This window comes from Streptomyces sp. NPDC039423 (genome assembly GCF_055598725.1).
The window spans coordinates 245,156-262,834 of the sequence record NZ_JBVKAH010000007.1 but is presented as its reverse complement, the minus strand read 5'-3'; the positions used below and the strand labels follow the sequence as shown (position 1 = coordinate 262,834).

Below are 17,679 nucleotides of genomic sequence, written 5' to 3'. Positions count from 1 at the left end.
AACGGGGCGGTTTCAGCTACACCGAGGAAACCGGGGCCACCCAGTCCACATCAAGGGCCAATGGTGAGCCGGTGGCTCGTTTTGCCGGGCTCAGCCGCTCCCGGGCCGGTCCGCGAGGGCCACCGGCGGCTCGTCGTCCATCTCGAACGCCATCGGGAACGGGGCGTGCCCGGCCAGCCGGAACCAGCGCACCTTGCGGTGCCGGCGCAGCGCCCGCGCCGCCCGTACGGCGTCGTTGTGGAACCGGCGGGCCATCGGCACCCGGCGCACCGCCGCCGCGAGCTCGCCGGCCGCCTCCTCGCCGCCCGGGGCCTCCCGTACCGCCTCCATCTGCTCCGGCTCGCCGAACACCGCGCGCAGCGCCTGGCTCAGCTCGCTCTCGGCGACCTCCCGCTGCTCCTCCTCGGCCTGCCGGGCGGCGTGGGCGGCCTCGTACAGCACGATCGACGCCGCCGGGTCGAGCACGCCCGAGGTGGCCAGTTCCTGGGCCACCGAGGCGCGGCGCAGGAGCTGGGCGTCGAGCGCCGCCCGGGCCGCGTCGATCCGGGCGTGCAGCCGGTCGAGCCGCCCGGCGGTCCAGCTCAGGTACAGGCCGATGGCCACCAGGCCGACGACGATCCAGATGAGGGTTTCGATCACGGCGGAAGGCTACCGGCACCCCGCCACCGGACGGCCCGCGGTACGCCGCGGCCCGGCGGGCAGGGGACGGGTCCGGGCGGCCGGGCAGGGGCCGGCGTCCGGGCGGCCGGGTGCGGCTCCGGCCCGCGTCCGGACGGCCGGGCACGGGCCGGGTGCTCGTACGGCGTCACGGCCACGGCCCGCCGGGTCAGTCGCGGGCCAGGCCCCAGCGGGCGCGGAGGCCGAGGCGCTCGTCGGTGGCGACCGACGCCGCGCCGTCCGTGACCGTCTCGTACACCGCGAGGATGTCCGCGCCGACGGTCGACCAGTCGAAGCGGCGGACATGGGCGCTGCCCCGCTCCCGCAGCTCCTCGCGCCGGTCCGGGTCGCCGAGCAGGCGGACGGCGGCCTTCGCCAGCGCGTCCGCGTCCTCGTTGGCGAACAGCTCGCCCGCCGCGCCCTGGTCCAGGACCTGGGCGAACGCGTCGAGGTCGCTGGCCAGCACCGGGGCGCCCGCCGACAGGGCCTCGACCAGGATGATGCCGAAGCTCTCGCCGCCCGTGTTGGGCGCGACGTACACGTCCACGCTGCGCAGCAGCCGCGCCTTGTCCTCGTCGCTGACCATGCCGAGGAACTCGACCCGCGAGCGCATGTCGGCCGGCAGGGACGCGACGGCCTCCTCCTCGTCGCCCCGGCCCGCGACGAGCAGCCGGGTGTCGGGGCAGGCGGCAAGGATCTTGGGGAAGGCCTTCATCAGCACGGGCAGTCCCTTGCGGGGCTCGTCGATCCGCCCGATGAACCCGAGGGTCCCGCCGCGCCACTCCGCCTTCGGTTCCGCCTTGGCGAAGAAATCGACGTCGACGCCGTTGGGGATGACGACGGCGTCGCCGCCCAGGTGCTCGACGAGGGTCCGGCGCGCGTACTCGCTGACCGCGATCCGGGCGCTGATCTTCTCCAGCGCGGGCTGGAGGATCGGGTACGCGGCGATCATCGCCCGCGACCGCGGGTTGGACGTGTGGAAGGTCGCCACGATCGGCCCCTGCGCCGCCCAGCAGGACAGCAGCCCCAGGGACGGCGACGCCGGCTCGTGGATGTGGATGACGTCGAACGTGCCGTCGTGCAGCCATCGCCGCACCCGGGCCGCCGACAGGAAGCCGAAGTTCAGCCGGGCCACCGAGCCGTTGTACGGCACGGGGACCGCGCGCCCCGCCGAGACGACGTACGGCGGCAGCGGCGTCCCGTCGTCGGCGGGGGCCAGCACCGACACCTCGTGGCCGAGCCGGATCAGATGCTCGGCGAGGTCCCGGATGTGGAACTGGACGCCGCCCGGCACGTCCCAGGAGTACGGGCAGACGATGCCGATCCTCACGCGCCGGGCCCCTTCGCGGGATCCAGGTCGGCGAGCCACAGCCGCTGCAACATGTGCCAGTCCTCCGGGTGGTCGGCGATTCCGGTGGCGAAGGCGTCGGCCAGCGCCTGTGTCATGGAGGACGTCTTCTCGGCGCGCGTACCCGTCTCGGGGACGTCGACGGGCGCGTGCACCCGCCCCTTCATGACCGGCGACCCGTCGTACCAGAGCGTCACCGGCAGCAGCAGCGCGCCGGTCTGCTGGGCCAGCATCGCCGGCCCGGCCGGCATCCGCGCCGTCTCGCCGAAGAACTTCACCTCGACGCCCGACGTCGACAGGTCACGGTCGGCGACCAGGCAGACCAGCCCGCCCGCCCGCAGCCGCCGCGCCAGCGTCCCGAACGCCGAGCCGCCGGTGTGCGGCAGGACCTCCATGCCCAGCGACTCCCGGTACGCGACGAACCGGTCGTACAGCGTCTCGGGCTTCAGCCGCTCGGCGACCGTCGTGAACGGCACGCCCAGCGCCCGCGTGACCCACACGCCGGCGAGGTCCCAGTTGGCCAGGTGGGGCAGCGCCAGGATCACGCCCCGGCCGGCGGCGAGGCCGTCGGTGAGCTGGTGCACGTCCTTCACGTCGACGGATTCCCCGACGCGCTCCGCGCTCCACGCGGGCAGCCGGAACGACTCCATCCAGTAGCGCATGTACGAGCGCATCCCGGCCCGCGACAGCTCGGCGAGCCGCGCCGGGGAGGCGTCGGGCACCACGCGCGCGAGGTTGGACTCCAGGCGCAGCACGCCCTTGCCGCGCCGCTTCCACGCGGTGTCGGCGATGCGCCGGCCGAGCCCGGCCGCCACCGGCTCGGGCAGCTTCTTCACGGCCGACCAGCCGAGCCCGTACAGCGCGTCGGTCACCCGCTCACCCACAGCGCTCATGTCGCCTCACTCCCCCTCGCACCCGAAGCGCCCGAAGCACCCGAAGCGTCGCCGGGCGCCCCCGCACCACCGGTACCAGCAGCACCACCGGTACCAGCAGCACCACCGGTACCCACCGCCGCGTCCGCCTCGGCCGCTTCGCGCCGTACCGTCACCACCCGCTGCCCCAGCGTCACCGCGCTGCCCACGGCCACCAGCCAGAGGGCGATCGGCAGCAGCACCTGGATGCCCGGCACCCCGAACCCGTGGAGTCCGGCGAGACCCGCGGCCACCAGCGAGACCACGAGCCGTTCCGCTCGCTCGACCAGCCCGTTGACGGCCACCGGCAGGCCGATCGACTCGCCGCGCGCCTTGGTGTACGACACGACCTGGCCGCTCGCCAGGCAGAAGATCGCCACCGCGCACAGCACGTTGTCGTCGCCGCCGCCCGCGTACCACAGGGCGAAGCCCCCGAAGATCGCCCCGTCTGCGACCCGGTCCAGGGTCGAGTCCAGGAAGGCGCCCCAGCGGCTGGAGACACCGGCCTGGCGGGCCATGTTCCCGTCGACCAGGTCGGAGAACACGAACAGGGTGATGACGATCGTGCCCCAGAAGAACTCGCCCCTGGGGAAGAAGACCAGCGCGCCCGCCACCACGCCGGCCGTGCCGATGAGCGTGACGGCGTCGGGGCTCACCCCGCGGCGGAGCAGAAACGCGGCGAACGGCGTGAGAACACGCGTGAAGAAAGCACGCGCGTACTTGTTCAGCATGGCCTTCCCGAGGGTCGGTGGGCCGCGCGGCCCCTACGGCCACCGGCTGGCCCATCGTAGCCACGCGGGGCCACCCGCCACCCCGGGGCACCCTGCTCCCGTCGCGGTGTCGGACGTATGGACGCAACCTGGCCTGAGTGGAAAGCTCGAAAGACGACCGCGGGCACCGCCGGAGCTGCCCGAAGGAGGCTCCTCCCCCGCGCCCGCGCCCCCCACCTCCACCGTGCACCCCGTGCACTCGCGATCAGGAGGAAGAATCATGGGCGACAAGGCGAACGCACACCCCGGAGCCGCCGGCAGGGCAATAACGGCCGACCAGCCCTCATCGGTACGGAACGTGGTGCTGGTCGGCCACAGCGGATCCGGCAAGACGACCCTCGTGGAGGCCCTCGCGCTGACCGCCGGAGCGGTCAACCGGGCGGGCCGGGTCGAGGAGGGCGGCACGGTCTCCGACTACGACGAGATCGAACACCGCCAGCAGCGCTCCGTACAGCTCTCCCTCGTCCCCCTCGAATGGGGCGGGTGCAAGATCAATCTGCTGGACACTCCCGGGTACGCCGACTTCGTCGGGGAACTCCGGGCCGGTCTGCGCGCCGCGGACGCGGCCCTCTTCGTCGTCTCCGCCGCACAGGAGGCCGACGCCGTCGCCGGCTCGTGCCGCATGGTGTGGGAGGAGTGCGCGGCGGTCGGCATGCCCCGGGCCATCGTCGTCACCCACCTCGACACCGCGCGCGTCGACTTCGACGAGCTGACCCGCGTCCTCGCGCGGATCTTCGGCGGCGACGACCCCGACGCCATCCTGCCGCTGTACGTCCCCGTCCTGGGCGCCCAGACGCCCGACGGGCACTCCCCCGCCACCGGACTCGTGGGGCTGCTCACCCAGAAGGTCTTCGACTACTCCTCCGGCGAGCGGAAGGAGAACCCTCCCGACGACGCCCAGCTCCCGCTCATCGCGGAGGCCCGCAACCGTCTCATCGAGGGGATCATCGCCGAGAGCGAGGACGAGACCCTGATGGACCGCTACCTCGGCGGCGAGGAGATCGACCTCAAGACCCTCGTCGACGACCTGGAGAAGGCCGTCGCCCGGGGCACCTTCCACCCGGTCCTCGCCGCCGCGGCCGCCGCGTCCGGGGCGAAGCAGGGGCTCGGCACCGTCGAACTGCTGGACCTGATCACCCGCGGCTTCCCCACCCCCCTGGAGCGCGAGGCGCCCACCGTCACCACCCCCGACGGAAGGGCGCGCCCCGGGATCACCTGCGACCCGGACGGGCCGCTCGTCGCCGAGGTCGTCAAGACCTCCTCCGACCCGTACGTCGGCCGCATCTCGCTGGTACGGGTCTTCTCCGGGACCCTGCGCCCCGACGAGACCGTCCACGTCTCCGGGCACGGCCTCGCCGACCGGGGCCACGAGGATCATGACGTCGACGAGCGGATCGGCGCGCTCTCCGCGCCCTTCGGCAAGCAGCAGCGGCAGCTCAACCGCTGCATCGCCGGCGACCTGGCGTGCGTCGCCAAGCTGTCCCGCGCCGAGACCGGCGACACCCTCTCCTCCAAGGACGACCCCCTCCTGATGGAGCCGTGGAGCATGCCCGACCCGCTGCTGCCGCTCGCCATCCAGGCGCACGGCAAGGCGGACGAGGACAAGCTGTCCCAGGGGCTGTCCCGGCTCGTCGCCGAGGACCCGACCATGCGGCTGGAGCAGAACCAGGACACCCACCAGGTCGTCCTGTGGTGCCTGGGCGAGGCGCACAAGGACGTCGCCCTGGAGCGGCTGCGCAACCGGTTCGGGGTCCAGGTCGACGTCGTCCCGCACAAGGTGTCGCTGCGCGAGACCTTCGCCGGACCGGCCTCGGGCCGCGGGCGGCACGTCAAGCAGTCCGGCGGGCACGGGCAGTACGCCATCTGCGAGATCGAGGTCGAGCCGCTGCCGCCCGGGTCCGGGATCGAGTTCGTCGACAAGGTCGTCGGCGGGGCCGTACCGCGCCAGTTCATCCCGTCGGTCGAGAAGGGCGTGCGCGCCCAGGCCGCCAAGGGCGTCGCGGCCGGTCATCCGCTCGTCGACGTGCGGGTCACCCTCCTCGACGGCAAGGCCCACTCGGTGGACTCCTCCGACGCGGCCTTCCAGACGGCCGGCGCCCTGGCGCTGCGCGAGGCCGCCGCCGACGCCCGCATCGACCTCCTGGAACCGGTCGCCGAGGTCCAGGTCCTGGTACCGGACGAGTTCGTCGGACCGGTGATGAGCGACCTGTCCGGCCGGCGCGGCCGGGTCGTCGGCACCGAGCAGGCCGGCCAGGGGCGGACGCTCGTCCGGGCCGACGTACCGGAGATCGAGATCGGACGGTACGCCGTCGACCTCCGCTCCATCTCCCACGGCACCGGCCGGTTCGACCGCGCCTACGCCCGTCACGAGGCGATGCCCCCGCAGATCGCCGAGAAGGTCCGCGAACGCACGGAGGACTGACCACCGTTGGCCGTGCCGCCCGCCCAACCCCGTTGAGCGGGCGGCATTCCGCCGTCCGCCGACGCGCGCGCGATGTCCTCGATAGGCTGTAGTGCCCAGCTCAGCAGGTGTGCGGGGCACGGGGGTTGGGAACAGACCGCAGTGCGGACACACGCGGCGATGGGGGCGGCGAAGTGACAATGGACAGTTTCGGCCCCGGGGCACAGGTCCCGCTCCAGGGCTCGGCCGGACAGACCGTGGCGACGCACGCGCTGGCATCCGCCGCCTACCGGGAGAACGTCGAGGTCGAGGAGATCCTCAAGGCCAACAACGAATGGCACGAGTCGACCGTCACGAAAGGCCGGTTCTCGCTGTTCAAACCGACCTTCGGCGAGGCGTTCTCGCGGGCCGTCCAGGTACGGATGCTCGGTGGCGCCCGCAAGCCGCTCATCCAGTCCTTCGGCACCGATCCCCAGCCGGTCGTCGAGCACTGCCTGGCCGCCACCAACATCCGCAAGCGGCGCGACCGGCGGCTGACCCTGATCACCCTGGTCTTCGGCGTGCTGTTCCTGCCCGGCATGCTGGTGTGGCTGACCGTCTTCCAGTTGCGCCGCATGCTGGCCGGCGGCGCCTCCGGCAAACGCTCGGGACCGCTGGGCACCCTGCTGCTGGTCGGGGTGGGCATCCTGGCCGTGCTGTTCCTGTTCCGGCTGCCCTTCACCGGCATCCCGGCGCTCTACCTCCGCGCCATGTTCGTCGCCCCGGTGATCGGCTGGTTCCTCGCCAAACGGATCTGCGAGGCGACCGCGAAGGATCTGCGCGCCCGCTGGGACTCCCTGCTCAGCGGCGGTGGCGGCATGGGCCCCAAGATCCCCGAGGCCGTACCGCACGACCCCAACGAGACCGCCGCCGAGGAACTGCGCCAGCAGCTCGAGAAGCTCACCGCCGAGCAGCGCTCCAACGTCGTCTTCTACGCCGGCCCCAAGGGCATCCTCGGCATGGGCACCCGCTGGGGGAGCTGGCACCTCGCCGAGGAACTCGTCCCGCAGGAGGGCAAGGAGATCCACGCCTTCCGCACCTGGGACGTCATCCGCCCCATCCACGACGAGCTGAAGATGCTGGAGCGCGGCACCCTCAAGACCGGCTTCCCGGCCCCGTCGGTGAAGCACTGGATCGTCACCCCGGTCGGGGAGGGCGCGAAGGAGGTCGCCCGGCCGGAGGGCGAGGACATCGTGGCGTACCAGGTCAAGCCGCACGAGATACAGCGCATCTGCAACGAGAACCAGTTCGGCAAGGGCAACCGCCACTACCTGGGCGTGCAGTTCGTCCTGTGGGACGGCCAACTGGTCCTCACCATGATGGTCACCGTCACGGCGCTCCTGCACACGCTGCGCATCGAGGTCACCGGCCACGCCCTCGGCCCGGTGCACGGGCTGTTCACCACGAAGCCGGAGCCCAAGAAGAAGGTCGTCTCCAAGACCGTCCGGTTCTGGGAGACCAAGGAGATCCCGCTGCCGCTGATCGACAACGACGAGGTGGTACGCCTGGCGGTCCGGGCCCCGCTGACGTGGTTCCCGCCGGTCCTGGACTTCCTGGGCGGCAAGCTGGTCCTGCCGGAGCCCTTCGGCCTGCGGCACGCCTGGGCGGCCCAGCCCTGGCGCCACCGCTTCATGGCCGACGACGCCATCCGCGCGGCCACCCCGGTCATGCGGGCCGTGCACACGGCGACCATCAGGATGCTCACCGAGCACGGGGTGGACACCGAGCGCTTCAGCAACCGTTCGATGGTCCTCAGCGGCCTCGTCCAGGACCCGATGCCGAAGAAGGCCGACACGTACGACGCGTGACCCGGCACCGCCGGCCGGACGGGCCGGCGGGGCGGACGGCCGCGACTAGGCCGTGGGTCCTGCCGGCCAAGCCTCGGCGAGCATCCGGCGAGTGTCGCCGAGGAGCTGCGGCAGCACCTTGGTGTGGCCGACGACCGGCATGAAGTTGGTGTCGCCGCCCCAGCGCGGCACGATGTGCTGGTGCAGGTGGGCGGCGATGCCCGCGCCGGCGGACGCGCCCTGGTTCATGCCGATGTTGAAGCCGTGCGCGCCGGATGCGGTCCGCAGCGCCGTCATGGCCTGCTTGGTGAACCGCGCCAGTTCGGCCGTCTCGGCCTCGTCCAGTTCCGTGTAGTCGGCGACGTGCCGGAACGGCACGACCATCAGGTGTCCGCCGTTGTACGGGTACAGGTTGAGCACGGCGTACACGCTCTCGCCCCGGGCGACGACGAGGCCGTCCTCGTCCGACTTGGCCGGAATGGTGCAGAACGGGCAGCCGTCGTCGGCGCCGGGGCCGGTCGGCTTGTTCTCGCCCTGGATGTACGCCATCCGGTGGGGCGTCCACAGGCGCTGGAACGCGTCAGGCGTCCCGACTCCGATCTGCTGCTCCGGCTCAGTCGTCATGCGTGCCAGCATATTCGCTGGCGGTGGAGCGATGACCGAGGGGCGGTCCCGTCGACCGGGACCGCCCCTCGGCTCCTGCGTCAGACCTGGACCCGGCGCTCCACGACGTCGGCGATCTTCGCCAGCGCCTCCTCGCGCGGGATGCCGTTCTCCTGCGAACCGTCCCGGTAGCGGAAGGAGACCGTGCCGGCGTTCATGTCGTCGTCACCGACGATGATCATGAAGGGCACCTTCAGCTTCTGGTGGTTGCGGATCTTCTTCTGCATGCGGTCCGAGGACGCGTCGACCTCGATCCGGAGGCCCTTCTTCTTCGCGTCGGCGGCGAACTCGTGGAGGTAGTCCACGTGCGCGTCGCCGATCGGGATGCCGACCGCCTGCACCGGGGCTAGCCACGGCGGCATGGCGCCCGCGTAGTGCTCCAGCAGCACCGCGAAGAAGCGCTCGATGGAGCCGAACAGGGCACGGTGGATCATGACCGGCCGCTGACGGGAACCGTCCGGGGCGGTGTACTCCAGGTTGAACCGCTCCGGCAGGTTGAAGTCGAGCTGGACGGTCGACATCTGCCAGGTCCGGCCGATCGCGTCCTTCGCCTGGACCGAGATCTTCGGGCCGTAGAAGGCCGCGCCGCCCGGGTCCGGGGTCAGGGGCAGGCCCTGCTTCTCGGCCACCTGCCGCAGCGTCTCGGTGGCCTCCTCCCAGATCTCGTCCGAGCCGACGAACTTCTCCGGGTCCTTGGTGGACAGCTCCAGGTAGAAGTCGTTGAGACCGTAGTCGCGCAGCAGGTTCAGGACGAAGGTGAGCGTCTTGTCGAGCTCCTCCGCCATCTGCTCCTTGGTGCAGTAGATGTGCGCGTCGTCCTGGGTGAAGCCGCGGGCACGGGTCAGGCCGTGTACGACGCCGGACTTCTCGTACCGGTACACGGTCCCGAACTCGAACAGGCGCAGCGGCAGCTCACGGTAGGACCGGCCCCGCGCGTCGAAGATCAGGTTGTGCATCGGGCAGTTCATGGGCTTGAGGTAGTAGTCCACGCCCTCGTCGAGCTGCATGGGCGGGTACATACCGTCCGCGTACCAGTCGAGGTGCCCGGAGGTCTCGAAGAGGCGGCCCTTGGTGGCGTGCGGGGTGTAGACGAACTCGTACCCCTCCTCCTCGTGGCGCTTGCGCGAGTAGTCCTCCATGACGCGGCGGATGATGCCGCCCCGGGGGTGGAAGACGGCGAGGCCGGAGCCGATCTGGTCGGGGACGGAGAACAGGTCCAGCTCGGTGCCCAGGCGGCGGTGGTCGCGCTTCTCGGCCTCGGCGAGGAAGTCCAGGTGCGCCTTCAGCTCGTCCTTCGACGGCCACGCGGTGCCGTAGATGCGCTGGAGCATCGGGTTCTTCTCGCTGCCGCGCCAGTACGCCGCCGCGTTGCGCATCAGCTTGAACGCCGGGATGTTCCGGGTGGTCGGCAGGTGCGGGCCGCGGCAGAGGTCCTTCCAGCACAGCTCGCCGGTCTTGGCGTCGAGGTTGTCGTAGATGGTCAGCTCGCCGCCGCCCACCTCGACGTCCGCGCCGTCGTCGCTGGACGCGGAGCCCTTGATGCCGATGAGCTCCAGCTTGTACGGCTCGCCCGCCAACTCCTCGCGGGCGGCCTCGTCGCTCACCACCCGGCGGGAGAAGCGCTGGCCGCGCTTCTGGATCTCCTGCATCTTCTTCTCGATGGCCTTCAGGTCATCGGGGGTGAAGGGGCGCTCGACGTCGAAGTCGTAGTAGAAGCCGTCCTTGACCGGCGGGCCGATGCCGAGCTTCGCCTCGGGGAACAGCTCCTGCACGGCCTGCGCCATGACGTGCGCGGTCGAGTGGCGGAGGATGTTCAGACCGTCCTCGGAGGAGATCTCCACCGGCTCGACGGTCTCGCCGTCCTTGATCGCGTACGTCAGGTCCTTCAGCTCGCCCGCGACCCGGGCGGCGACGACGGTGCGCTCACCGGTGAAGAGGTCGGCGGCCGTAGTGCCCGTCGTCACCACGCGCTCTTCCCGCTCGGAATCGCGTTGGATGATCACACGGACGTCTGACACCGGTCTCTCCTGACTGAAGGGGAAGCGCGCCGCATGACGTGTGCGACGGCCAGACGTCATGGTACCGAGCCGCCCGGCCCGCCCGCGAAACGGTTTCCCCCGCCCCGGGCCTCAGTCCCCCGGGCCGCACGCCTCCCCGAAGATGCCCAGGTTCTCGTGCAGGGACTTCATCAGCCGGTCCCGCTCCGCCTCGTCGACCTGCACCGGAACCACCCCGGAGGCGTCCGTCAGCCGCCGGAACCCGCCCCGGCTCTCCAGCCGCCCCGCCACCCGGACGGGCAGCCCGACCAGGTGCGCGTGCCCGGCCGTGCGGTAGGACTCCTCGTCCAGCGCCACCCGTACGTAGGGCACCTCCGCCCCGGCCAGCACCCGCAGCCGCACCGTGCCCGCCCCGCGCGGACCCGACCGGCGCATGCGGACCACCGTCCCGGTGATGCGCACGGGCACCGAGGGCTCCTCCTGGAGGTACCGGGCGCCCGCCTCCCGCAGCGCGGGCAGGTCGCCCGGGGAGAACTCGACCGGCTCCGGCCGGGCCGCGCACCCCTCCGGGACGCCCGCCGCGGGCGCCCACTCCAGGGCGATCCGCGCTCCCTCGGCACCGCGCACCAGCGAGACCAGCGCCTCGGTGAGCTCCCTGCTGACCCCGGCCTCGACAGCCGAGTCGAACGCCTCCGGCCTGCCGGTCGCCCGCTGATAGTCGACGGCCTCCCGGGCCGCGTACAGGGCGTGGTAGAGCCGGGCGGTGACCACCCGGCCGGGGTCGACCGGCACGAAGGCGGTGAGACCGCGGCCGCCCTGGGCGTTGCCGACGAGGACGCCGTCCAGCGAGGCCCGGGCCTGCCGCCGGTGCCGGGCGCCGTGGTAGCCGGCGCGGCCGCGCACCGCGAGGGCGCCGGCGAGGAGGACCTGCCGGGCGGCGGAGCGGAGCTGTTCCTGCACGGGCCACGGGACGGTGCCGGACGGCCCCTGCGGGACGTCCCGCCACCAGCGGACCTCGTCGCTGGGCACCGTCAGCCCGGTGAGGACCTCGCGGGCGGACGGCGCGGGGCAGTGGGTGAGCGCGGCGAGGGCCTCGCCGACGAGGTCCTCGCAGTCGGGGAAGGCACGGCTCTCGGGAACGAGGAGGCTGGTGGCCCCTCCGCCGGGGCCGGGCGGGGTCCAGCGGCTGTAGCGTCCGGGCGCGCCGCCGCGGCGGCGCCAGCCGTGCCGGTCCAGCAGGGCACCGAGGACGAGCGGGTCGACCTGGGCGGGATCGAGCGGGGTGTGGGGGGCCGGAGTGGCGCCGGGGGCGGTGGGGGGCGGCCGCATGGGCTCGCCGGTCGGCCGGTGCATCAGGGTCTTCCTCCCGCCCCGACCCGGGTCATGATGTCGCAGAGCGCCCGGTCGTCGAATATCCGATGGGTTGGTACGCGCACGGTGGTGCGGCGCCGGCCGGTGACCGGGTGCCCCGCGAGGTTGGTCCAGTAGCAGCAGTGCCGCAGGTCGAGACGGTCGTGACCGGCGCGCAGCCAGTCCTCCCGGGACCTGGGGGCGATCATCACGACCAGGATCTTGTGCACCGAGACGGGGGTGCGGGCCAGCTTCACCAGGTGGTCGTTGTCGAGGGTGAAGGAGAACGCGGGCCCCGGCGGGTGCGGCGGGATCTGGTAGGTGCACTTGAGCTGCACCTTGATGGTGACCTCGTCGTCGACGGTGTGCCCGGGGGCGCTGTGGCTGACGTGCCAGTCGATGCCGTTGTCCGGAAACGGCTGGGACAGCGAGCAGCCCGCGGCGGCCGCGACCGCGTGGAGGTAGCCCACCTGGAGGGTCTCCATGCAGGCGGTGGTGGCGAGCGCGCCCCGCAGCGGCGCGACGCGCTCGGGCAGCAGCCCACCGGGTTCGGGCTGCGCGAGCGCCATGGCTCCCATGCCTTCCGGGTGGCGACGGGGCGTCAGTCCGACGGCCCCTCACCTGTGTTGTCACCGTCCTGCGTACGGCGCAAACGGCGCGGGTATCACCGTTTCGGGCAGGGGGATCACGCCATCTGCCGGGCACGCGCGAGGAGTTCGGGGTATGACGCTCTGGTACGAAGGGCCCCTGGCCGCTTTCGACACGGAAACCACGGGAGTTGACGTCGAGCGGGACCGCATAGTGTCGGCCGCCGTCGTCGTCCAGGATGCCGCCGGCGGGCGGGTCCGGGCCACCCGGTGGCTGGTCAATCCGGGCATACCGGTGCCGCCGGGCGCCACCGAGGTGCACGGCCTGACGGACGATCACCTCCAGCGCAACGGGCGCTGGCCGTCACCGGTGGTGGAGGAGATAGCGCGGCAGCTCGCCGAGCACTGCGCGGCGGGCCGGCCGCTGGTGGTGATGAACGCGCCGTTCGACCTGACCCTGCTCGACCGGGAACTGCGCCGCCACCGCGCCTCGTCGCTCTCCCGGTACCTCCAGAACGCCCCGCTGTGCGTACTGGACCCGAGGGTGCTGGACAAGCACCTGGACCGGTACCGCAAGGGCCGCCGTACGCTCACGGACCTCTGCGCCCAGTACGAGGTGGCGCTGGAGGGCGCGCACGACGCGGCGGCGGACGCGACGGCGGCGCTGGAGGTCGTCCGGGCGGTGGGGCGCCGGTTCGCGGCGCGGATGGAGCGGCTGTCACCGGCGGAACTGCACACCTTGCAGGCGGGGTGGCACGCCGCCCAGGCCCGGGGCCTCCAGGCGTGGTTCGCGCGCAACGGCTCAGAGGAGGCCGTGGACCCGGCCTGGCCGCTGCGCCCGGAGCTGTCGGCGGCCGCCTGACGCGGACGGGCCCGGGAAGCGCGAAGGCCGGTCCGTGACTCACGGACCGGCCTTCCCCGGTGGGCGATACTGGGTTCGAACCAGTGACCTCTTCGGTGTGAACGAAGCGCTCTCCCACTGAGCTAATCGCCCGGGAACGCACTGAACCATACAGGCCCCGGCCCGCTTCCTTCAAACCGTTCGCACCCGGGCGGCCAGGCCCCGGCGCCCCGCCCGCATCATCACGGCGTGGTTGGCCCGGAAGAGGGGGCGGCAGGGCAGGGCGAGGCGCCGCAGCAGGGGCCGTTGGACCTCGACCTCCTGCTCGTAGAGGACGCGCGTGCGGTCGCCCCCGGGGGAGGTGAGCGTCCAGCGGGCCCATCCCTCGACGTCCCCGGCGAGCGAGGTCTCCAGGACCCGGGCGGCCGGGTCACGGCGCCGCTCGGTGAGGGTCACCACGAGGTCGTACGGGAGGAAGGACCGCACGCGGGCGGTGCCGGTGCGCTCGTCGAGCCGGGTCGCCTCGCGCACCTGCGGCCACCAGGAGGGGTACTCCTCGGCGTGCTCCAGGACCCGGTAGACGGTCCCGGGCGGGGCGGTCAGTTCCCAGACGCTGCGGAAGCGGTAGTGGCACCAGTTCATGGTGCGAGTCTGCGCCGCCGGGCCGTACTCATGCCCGTCTGAGTACGTACGCTCATGTCGCGCGGTGTGGCCCGGGACACACTCCGCTCATGAACACCGTGCCGTCACCGGCCGAGGAGCTGGTGGTCCTGGACCGTGAGCTGGCGCAACTGGACGCCCGCCGGTCGCATTTGCTGGCCCGCAGGGCCTGGTTGCTGAGCGTGCTGTACGCGCCGGCCGCTCCCGGGCGCCCCGCGCCACCGACGACACCGGCGGCCGCCGCCGGGGCGGAGACCGCGCCGCGCGGCGCGCGGAACGTGCTGCTGACGCTGGGCGGTGTGCTGCTGGCCGTCGCCGCGGTCGCCTTCACGCTGGTGAGCTGGGGGCACCTGGGCATCGGTGGCCGTGCCGCGGTCCTGGCCGCGGTCACGGCCGGGGCGCTCGCCGCGCCGGTGGTGCTGCTGCGCCGGCGGCTGGGCGCGACGGCGGAGACGGTGGCCTCGCTGGGCCTGCTGCTGACGGTGCTGGACGCGTACGCGCTGCACCGGGTCGCCCTGTCGCAGACCGGCGCCCTGGCGTACGCGGCGGTCGCGTCGGCGGTGCTGGCGGCGCTGTGGGCGGCGTACGGCGTGGTGGCCGGCGGGCTGCGGGGTCCGCTCCCGGTGGCGGTGGTGGCGGCGCAACTGCCGCTGCCGCTGTGGGCGCTGGCGTCGGGCGCGGGGACGCTGACGGTCGGCTGGGCGCTGCTGGCGACGGCGGCCCTGGACGTGCTGATGGCGGTGCGGCTGCGGCCGGGTGGCGCGGTGCGGGTGGTCGCGGGTGCGACGGCCGGTGCGACCGGGGGCGGGGCGGTCCTGGTGGCGTCCTGGTTCTCGGTGGTGGACGGCGGGGCGGGACCGGCCGTGCTGCTGCTGGGGGCGGCGGGTCTCGCGCTGTACGGGGCGTGGGGGGCGACGGCCGGCGGCGAGGGGTGGGCCGCGGCGTGGGCGGTGGTCGCCGGGCTGCTGGCGGTCGCCGGTGGCGGCGGGCTGGTGCGGGAGGTGGTGCCCGGGGCGTGGGCGGTGCCGGGTCATCTGCTGGTCGCGGTGGCGGTGTGCGGGGTGGCGGTGCGCGGTGGGGTGCCGGGCGCGGTGGGCCGGGGACTGGCCTGGGCGTCGGCGGCTGCGCAGGCGGTGGCGCTGGTGTGGGCGCTGCCCCTGGTGGCGGCCGCCGTGGCGGGGATCCGGCCGGGTGTTCCGTGGGCGGTGGAGGCGTCGCTGGTGATGGTCGCCGGGGTGCTGGTGTGCCTCCGGTCCGTGCCGGCGCGGTGCGGTGCGCTGGGGCTGGGCTGGGTGGCCGCGTTCGGTCTGCCGGACGCCCTGTCGCTGCCGTTCGGGGGCGCGTCGGCGGCCCGGCTCCTGCTGACGGCCGGGCTCCTGGCCGTGGTGGTGCGTCCGGCCCGGGTGGCCGCCGGGCTGCCGGGGCGTCCCGGTGCGGCGCGGGACGCGGTCGGCGGCGTCGCCCTGGGCGGGGCGCTGCTCGGCGGCGTGGTCGTCGCGGTGGACGCGTGGGGTACGGGCCCGGCGGCGGTCGTCGTGCCGGGGGTACTGTGCGGGCTCCTCGCGGGCGCGGCGGTCCTCGGCGGGGGCGTGCACCGGACCGTGGCGGCCTGTGCCGCGGTGGTGGCCGCGACCGGCCTGGTGGGCGCCGTCGCCGCGGCGGTGGACCTGCCGATGGACCTGGCGGGTCTGGCGCTGCTGACCGTGCCGGCCGCGACGGCGACCGTCGGGGCGGTGCTGCGGCGCCACCCGGTGGCCGTGCCGGTCGAGCTGGCGGGCGCCGGGGCGGGGGCCCTGGCGGTGGGGACGGCGTCCGCCCGCCCGGCGGTCCTGGCCCTCGTGCTGGCCCTGGGCGGGGTGCTGGCGGCGGCCACGGCGGTACGCCCGGAGCGGCGCCCCGCGGCCGGGTACGCGGCCACGGCGCTGTTCGTGGCGGCGACCTGGGTGCGGCTGGCCGCCTCCGGGGTGGCCGCCCCGGAGGCGTACACGGTCCCGGTGACGGTGCCGGCGCTCGTGGTGGGCGTGCTGCGGACGCGCCGCGACCCGGCGGCGTCGTCCTGGACGGCGTACGGTCCGGGCCTGGCCGCGACCCTGGTGCCGAGCCTGTTCGCGGCGTGGGGCGACGCGGACTGGCCGCGCCCGCTGCTGCTGGGCCTGGTGGCGCTCGCCGTCACGCTGGCGGGCGCCCGGCTGCGGTTGCAGGCCCCGCTGCTGCTGGGCGGCGCGGTCCTCGCCCTGGTCGGGGTGCACGAACTGGCGCCGTACGTCGTCCAGGCGGTCGGCGCGCTGCCCCGCTGGCTGCCGCCGGCGCTGGCCGGTCTGCTGCTGCTCGCGGTGGGCGCGACGTACGAACAGCGACTGCGCGACGCCCGGCGGCTCCGCGACACCCTCGGCCGGATGGGCTGACCGGGGAACGCCGAAGGCCCCGGAGACATAGGGTCTCCGGGGCCTTCGGGCCGGGTGGTGGGCGATACTGGGTTCGAACCAGTGACCTCTTCGGTGTGAACGAAGCGCTCTCCCACTGAGCTAATCGCCCGGGCGCACCGCAAACATTACCCCATGTCAGAGGGTGCCCCGACCACGTCCGGCGGCCCGGTGGATCACCGTTCGATCTTCCAGGGCAGGGTGAGCCCGTACTTCCACAGGTAGACGCTCAGCAGCGCCGCGATGATCACCAGGCCGACGGTGGTGAGGATGATGTTGCGCCGCCGCACCTTGGGGTCGAGGGCCCGCTGCGCGGCCTCGGTCACTTTCCGTTTGGTCCAGCGCAGCACGAGCTGCGCCCAGACGAACTCGGTCGCCCAGATCGCCATGCCGCCGAAGATCACGACCCAGCCCGGCCCCGGCAGCACCAGCATCGAGACGCCGGCCGCCACGACGGCGAGGCCGACGACGAACACGCCGACCTGCCAGCTGATGTGGAGCGTCCTGCGCGCCTTGATGAATTCGGGCGCCCGCGAACCGAGTGCCGGTTCCGCGGTCGCCTCCCCCGTCACGTCCCCCGTGGCGGGTGTGGTGGTCGCCGGTCGGGCGACCTTGCCCCGCTCGTCACTCTCCGCGTTCATGAGCACCAACCTACCCGACGGCGACCGGGCACCGGAATGGACGTATAAGGCCCGCTTACACACCGCCATACGAGGTACCTCAAGGGCCACAAAACAGACAGAGGGGTTTACAACGGCACCGTAGGTGGCATGTCGATTTCGCCGACGTGCGAATCCCCGAGCGCACACTGAGCGAAAGGCCCTGGCGCTTATGAACACCACGGTCAGCTGCGAGCTGCACCTGCGCCTCGTTGTATCCAGCGAGTCCTCACTGCCTGTACCGGCGGGCCTGCGGTATGACACGGCCGATCCCTATGCCGTGCACGCCACCTTCCACACCGGAGCCGAGGAGACGGTCGAGTGGGTGTTCGCCCGCGACCTTCTCGCCGAAGGGCTCCACCGCCCCACGGGCACCGGCGACGTCAGAGTATGGCCGTCCCGCAGCCACGGCCAGGGCGTCGTCTGCATCGCGCTGAGCTCCCCGGAGGGCGAAGCCCTGCTCGAGGCCCCCGCGCGTGCCCTGGAGTCGTTCCTGAAGCGGACCGACGCCGCGGTGCCGCCCGGCACCGAGCACCGTCACTTCGACCTCGACACGGAGCTCTCGCACATCCTGGCCGAAAGCTAG

15 protein-coding genes and 2 tRNA genes are annotated in these 17,679 nt (G+C 73.2%); 5 read left to right on the top strand and 12 right to left on the bottom strand.

Annotation, left to right across the window (positions count from 1 at the left end):
- Positions 1-90: 90 nt before the first annotated feature.
- The 4 genes from ACZ7LK_RS23525 to pgsA all read right to left on the bottom strand — a co-directional run bounded on the left by ACZ7LK_RS23525 (position 91) and on the right by pgsA (position 3,647).
- Entirely contained in the window at positions 91-639 is a 549-nt protein-coding gene (locus tag ACZ7LK_RS23525; RefSeq protein WP_392275934.1) for a LemA family protein, read from the bottom strand.
- Positions 640-826: 187 nt separating this feature from the next.
- Positions 827-1,987, bottom strand: coding sequence for a glycosyltransferase family 4 protein (locus tag ACZ7LK_RS23520; protein WP_471143104.1), 1,161 nt, complete (start codon positions 1,985-1,987; stop codon positions 827-829).
- Entirely contained in the window at positions 1,984-2,898 is a 915-nt protein-coding gene (locus ACZ7LK_RS23515; RefSeq protein WP_471143102.1) for a phosphatidylinositol mannoside acyltransferase, read from the bottom strand. Before ACZ7LK_RS23515 ends, ACZ7LK_RS23520 begins: the two co-directional genes overlap by 4 nt.
- Positions 2,895-3,647, bottom strand: a complete 753-nt coding sequence (gene pgsA, locus ACZ7LK_RS23510; protein WP_469462296.1) for a phosphatidylinositol phosphate synthase — start codon at positions 3,645-3,647, stop codon at positions 2,895-2,897. The genes ACZ7LK_RS23515 and pgsA overlap by 4 nt, the downstream gene beginning before the upstream one ends.
- A 259-nt stretch (positions 3,648-3,906) precedes the next feature.
- Between pgsA and ACZ7LK_RS23505 the strand changes: the two genes are divergently transcribed.
- Together ACZ7LK_RS23505 and ACZ7LK_RS23500 are read left to right on the top strand one after the other, a co-directional pair.
- Positions 3,907-6,108, top strand: coding sequence for an elongation factor G-like protein EF-G2 (locus ACZ7LK_RS23505; RefSeq protein WP_392275930.1), 2,202 nt, complete (start codon positions 3,907-3,909; stop codon positions 6,106-6,108).
- A gap of 179 nt (positions 6,109-6,287) precedes the next feature.
- Complete coding sequence (locus ACZ7LK_RS23500) at positions 6,288-7,934, top strand: hypothetical protein (protein WP_392276059.1); 1,647 nt, start codon at positions 6,288-6,290, stop codon at positions 7,932-7,934.
- A 45-nt stretch (positions 7,935-7,979) separates the two neighbouring features.
- On the opposite strand, the gene ACZ7LK_RS23495 is transcribed toward ACZ7LK_RS23500, so the two are convergent.
- The 4 genes from ACZ7LK_RS23495 to ACZ7LK_RS23480 all read right to left on the bottom strand — a co-directional run bounded on the left by ACZ7LK_RS23495 (position 7,980) and on the right by ACZ7LK_RS23480 (position 12,492).
- Positions 7,980-8,549, bottom strand: a complete 570-nt coding sequence (locus ACZ7LK_RS23495) for an HIT family protein (RefSeq protein WP_392275929.1) — start codon at positions 8,547-8,549, stop codon at positions 7,980-7,982.
- A gap of 68 nt (positions 8,550-8,617) precedes the next feature.
- The gene (thrS, locus tag ACZ7LK_RS23490; RefSeq protein ID WP_471143097.1) at positions 8,618-10,594 is read right to left on the bottom strand and encodes a threonine--tRNA ligase; all 1,977 of its coding nucleotides are present in this window, start codon (positions 10,592-10,594) and stop codon (positions 8,618-8,620) included.
- Between the two features lie 111 nt (positions 10,595-10,705).
- A complete protein-coding gene (locus ACZ7LK_RS23485) occupies positions 10,706-11,926 on the bottom strand; it encodes a hypothetical protein (RefSeq protein ID WP_392275927.1) in 1,221 nt (406 codons plus the stop codon).
- Positions 11,926-12,492: a DUF4365 domain-containing protein gene (locus ACZ7LK_RS23480; RefSeq protein WP_392275926.1), complete on the bottom strand. Its 567-nt coding sequence runs from the start codon at positions 12,490-12,492 to the stop codon at positions 11,926-11,928. The genes ACZ7LK_RS23485 and ACZ7LK_RS23480 overlap by 1 nt, the downstream gene beginning before the upstream one ends.
- A 154-nt stretch (positions 12,493-12,646) precedes the next feature.
- Between ACZ7LK_RS23480 and ACZ7LK_RS23475 the strand changes: the two genes are divergently transcribed.
- Positions 12,647-13,372 (top strand): 3'-5' exonuclease, encoded by a 726-nt coding sequence (locus tag ACZ7LK_RS23475; RefSeq protein ID WP_392275925.1) that lies wholly within the window; start codon positions 12,647-12,649, stop codon positions 13,370-13,372.
- Positions 13,373-13,432: 60 nt separating this feature from the next.
- On the opposite strand, the gene ACZ7LK_RS23470 is transcribed toward ACZ7LK_RS23475, so the two are convergent.
- Together ACZ7LK_RS23470 and ACZ7LK_RS23465 are read right to left on the bottom strand one after the other, a co-directional pair.
- Positions 13,433-13,504: transfer RNA gene (locus ACZ7LK_RS23470), tRNA-Val, on the bottom strand.
- Between the two features lie 39 nt (positions 13,505-13,543).
- Positions 13,544-13,993, bottom strand: a complete 450-nt coding sequence (locus tag ACZ7LK_RS23465) for an SRPBCC family protein (protein WP_392275924.1) — start codon at positions 13,991-13,993, stop codon at positions 13,544-13,546.
- An 89-nt stretch (positions 13,994-14,082) separates the two neighbouring features.
- Between ACZ7LK_RS23465 and ACZ7LK_RS23460 the strand changes: the two genes are divergently transcribed.
- Positions 14,083-16,416 (top strand): SCO7613 C-terminal domain-containing membrane protein, encoded by a 2,334-nt coding sequence (locus ACZ7LK_RS23460; RefSeq protein WP_471143093.1) that lies wholly within the window; start codon positions 14,083-14,085, stop codon positions 16,414-16,416.
- Between the two features lie 55 nt (positions 16,417-16,471).
- On the opposite strand, the gene ACZ7LK_RS23455 is transcribed toward ACZ7LK_RS23460, so the two are convergent.
- Positions 16,472-16,546: transfer RNA gene (locus ACZ7LK_RS23455), tRNA-Val, on the bottom strand.
- Positions 16,547-16,610: 64 nt separating this feature from the next.
- Positions 16,611-17,075 (bottom strand): TIGR02611 family protein, encoded by a 465-nt coding sequence (locus ACZ7LK_RS23450; protein ID WP_392275922.1) that lies wholly within the window; start codon positions 17,073-17,075, stop codon positions 16,611-16,613.
- A 190-nt stretch (positions 17,076-17,265) separates the two neighbouring features.
- Between ACZ7LK_RS23450 and ACZ7LK_RS23445 the strand changes: the two genes are divergently transcribed.
- Positions 17,266-17,679, top strand: a complete 414-nt coding sequence (locus ACZ7LK_RS23445) for an SsgA family sporulation/cell division regulator (protein ID WP_003959770.1) — start codon at positions 17,266-17,268, stop codon at positions 17,677-17,679.

Bases quoted from the DNA above. Each gene is read 5' to 3' on its own strand.
- ACZ7LK_RS23480 (WP_392275926.1), bottom strand. From the start codon at position 12,492: ATGGCGCTCGCGCAGCCCGAACCCGGTGGGCTGCTGCCCGAGCGCGTC.
- ACZ7LK_RS23515 (WP_471143102.1), bottom strand. From the start codon at position 2,898: ATGAGCGCTGTGGGTGAGCGGGTGACCGACGCGCTGTACGGGCTCGGC.
- ACZ7LK_RS23450 (WP_392275922.1), bottom strand. From the start codon at position 17,075: ATGAACGCGGAGAGTGACGAGCGGGGCAAGGTCGCCCGACCGGCGACC.
- ACZ7LK_RS23500 (WP_392276059.1), top strand. From the start codon at position 6,288: ATGGACAGTTTCGGCCCCGGGGCACAGGTCCCGCTCCAGGGCTCGGCC.
- ACZ7LK_RS23495 (WP_392275929.1), bottom strand. From the start codon at position 8,549: ATGCTGGCACGCATGACGACTGAGCCGGAGCAGCAGATCGGAGTCGGG.
- ACZ7LK_RS23465 (WP_392275924.1), bottom strand. From the start codon at position 13,993: ATGAACTGGTGCCACTACCGCTTCCGCAGCGTCTGGGAACTGACCGCC.
- pgsA (WP_469462296.1), bottom strand. From the start codon at position 3,647: ATGCTGAACAAGTACGCGCGTGCTTTCTTCACGCGTGTTCTCACGCCG.
- ACZ7LK_RS23445 (WP_003959770.1), top strand. From the start codon at position 17,266: ATGAACACCACGGTCAGCTGCGAGCTGCACCTGCGCCTCGTTGTATCC.
- ACZ7LK_RS23505 (WP_392275930.1), top strand. From the start codon at position 3,907: ATGGGCGACAAGGCGAACGCACACCCCGGAGCCGCCGGCAGGGCAATA.
- ACZ7LK_RS23460 (WP_471143093.1), top strand. From the start codon at position 14,083: ATGAACACCGTGCCGTCACCGGCCGAGGAGCTGGTGGTCCTGGACCGT.
- ACZ7LK_RS23485 (WP_392275927.1), bottom strand. From the start codon at position 11,926: ATGCACCGGCCGACCGGCGAGCCCATGCGGCCGCCCCCCACCGCCCCC.
- ACZ7LK_RS23475 (WP_392275925.1), top strand. From the start codon at position 12,647: ATGACGCTCTGGTACGAAGGGCCCCTGGCCGCTTTCGACACGGAAACC.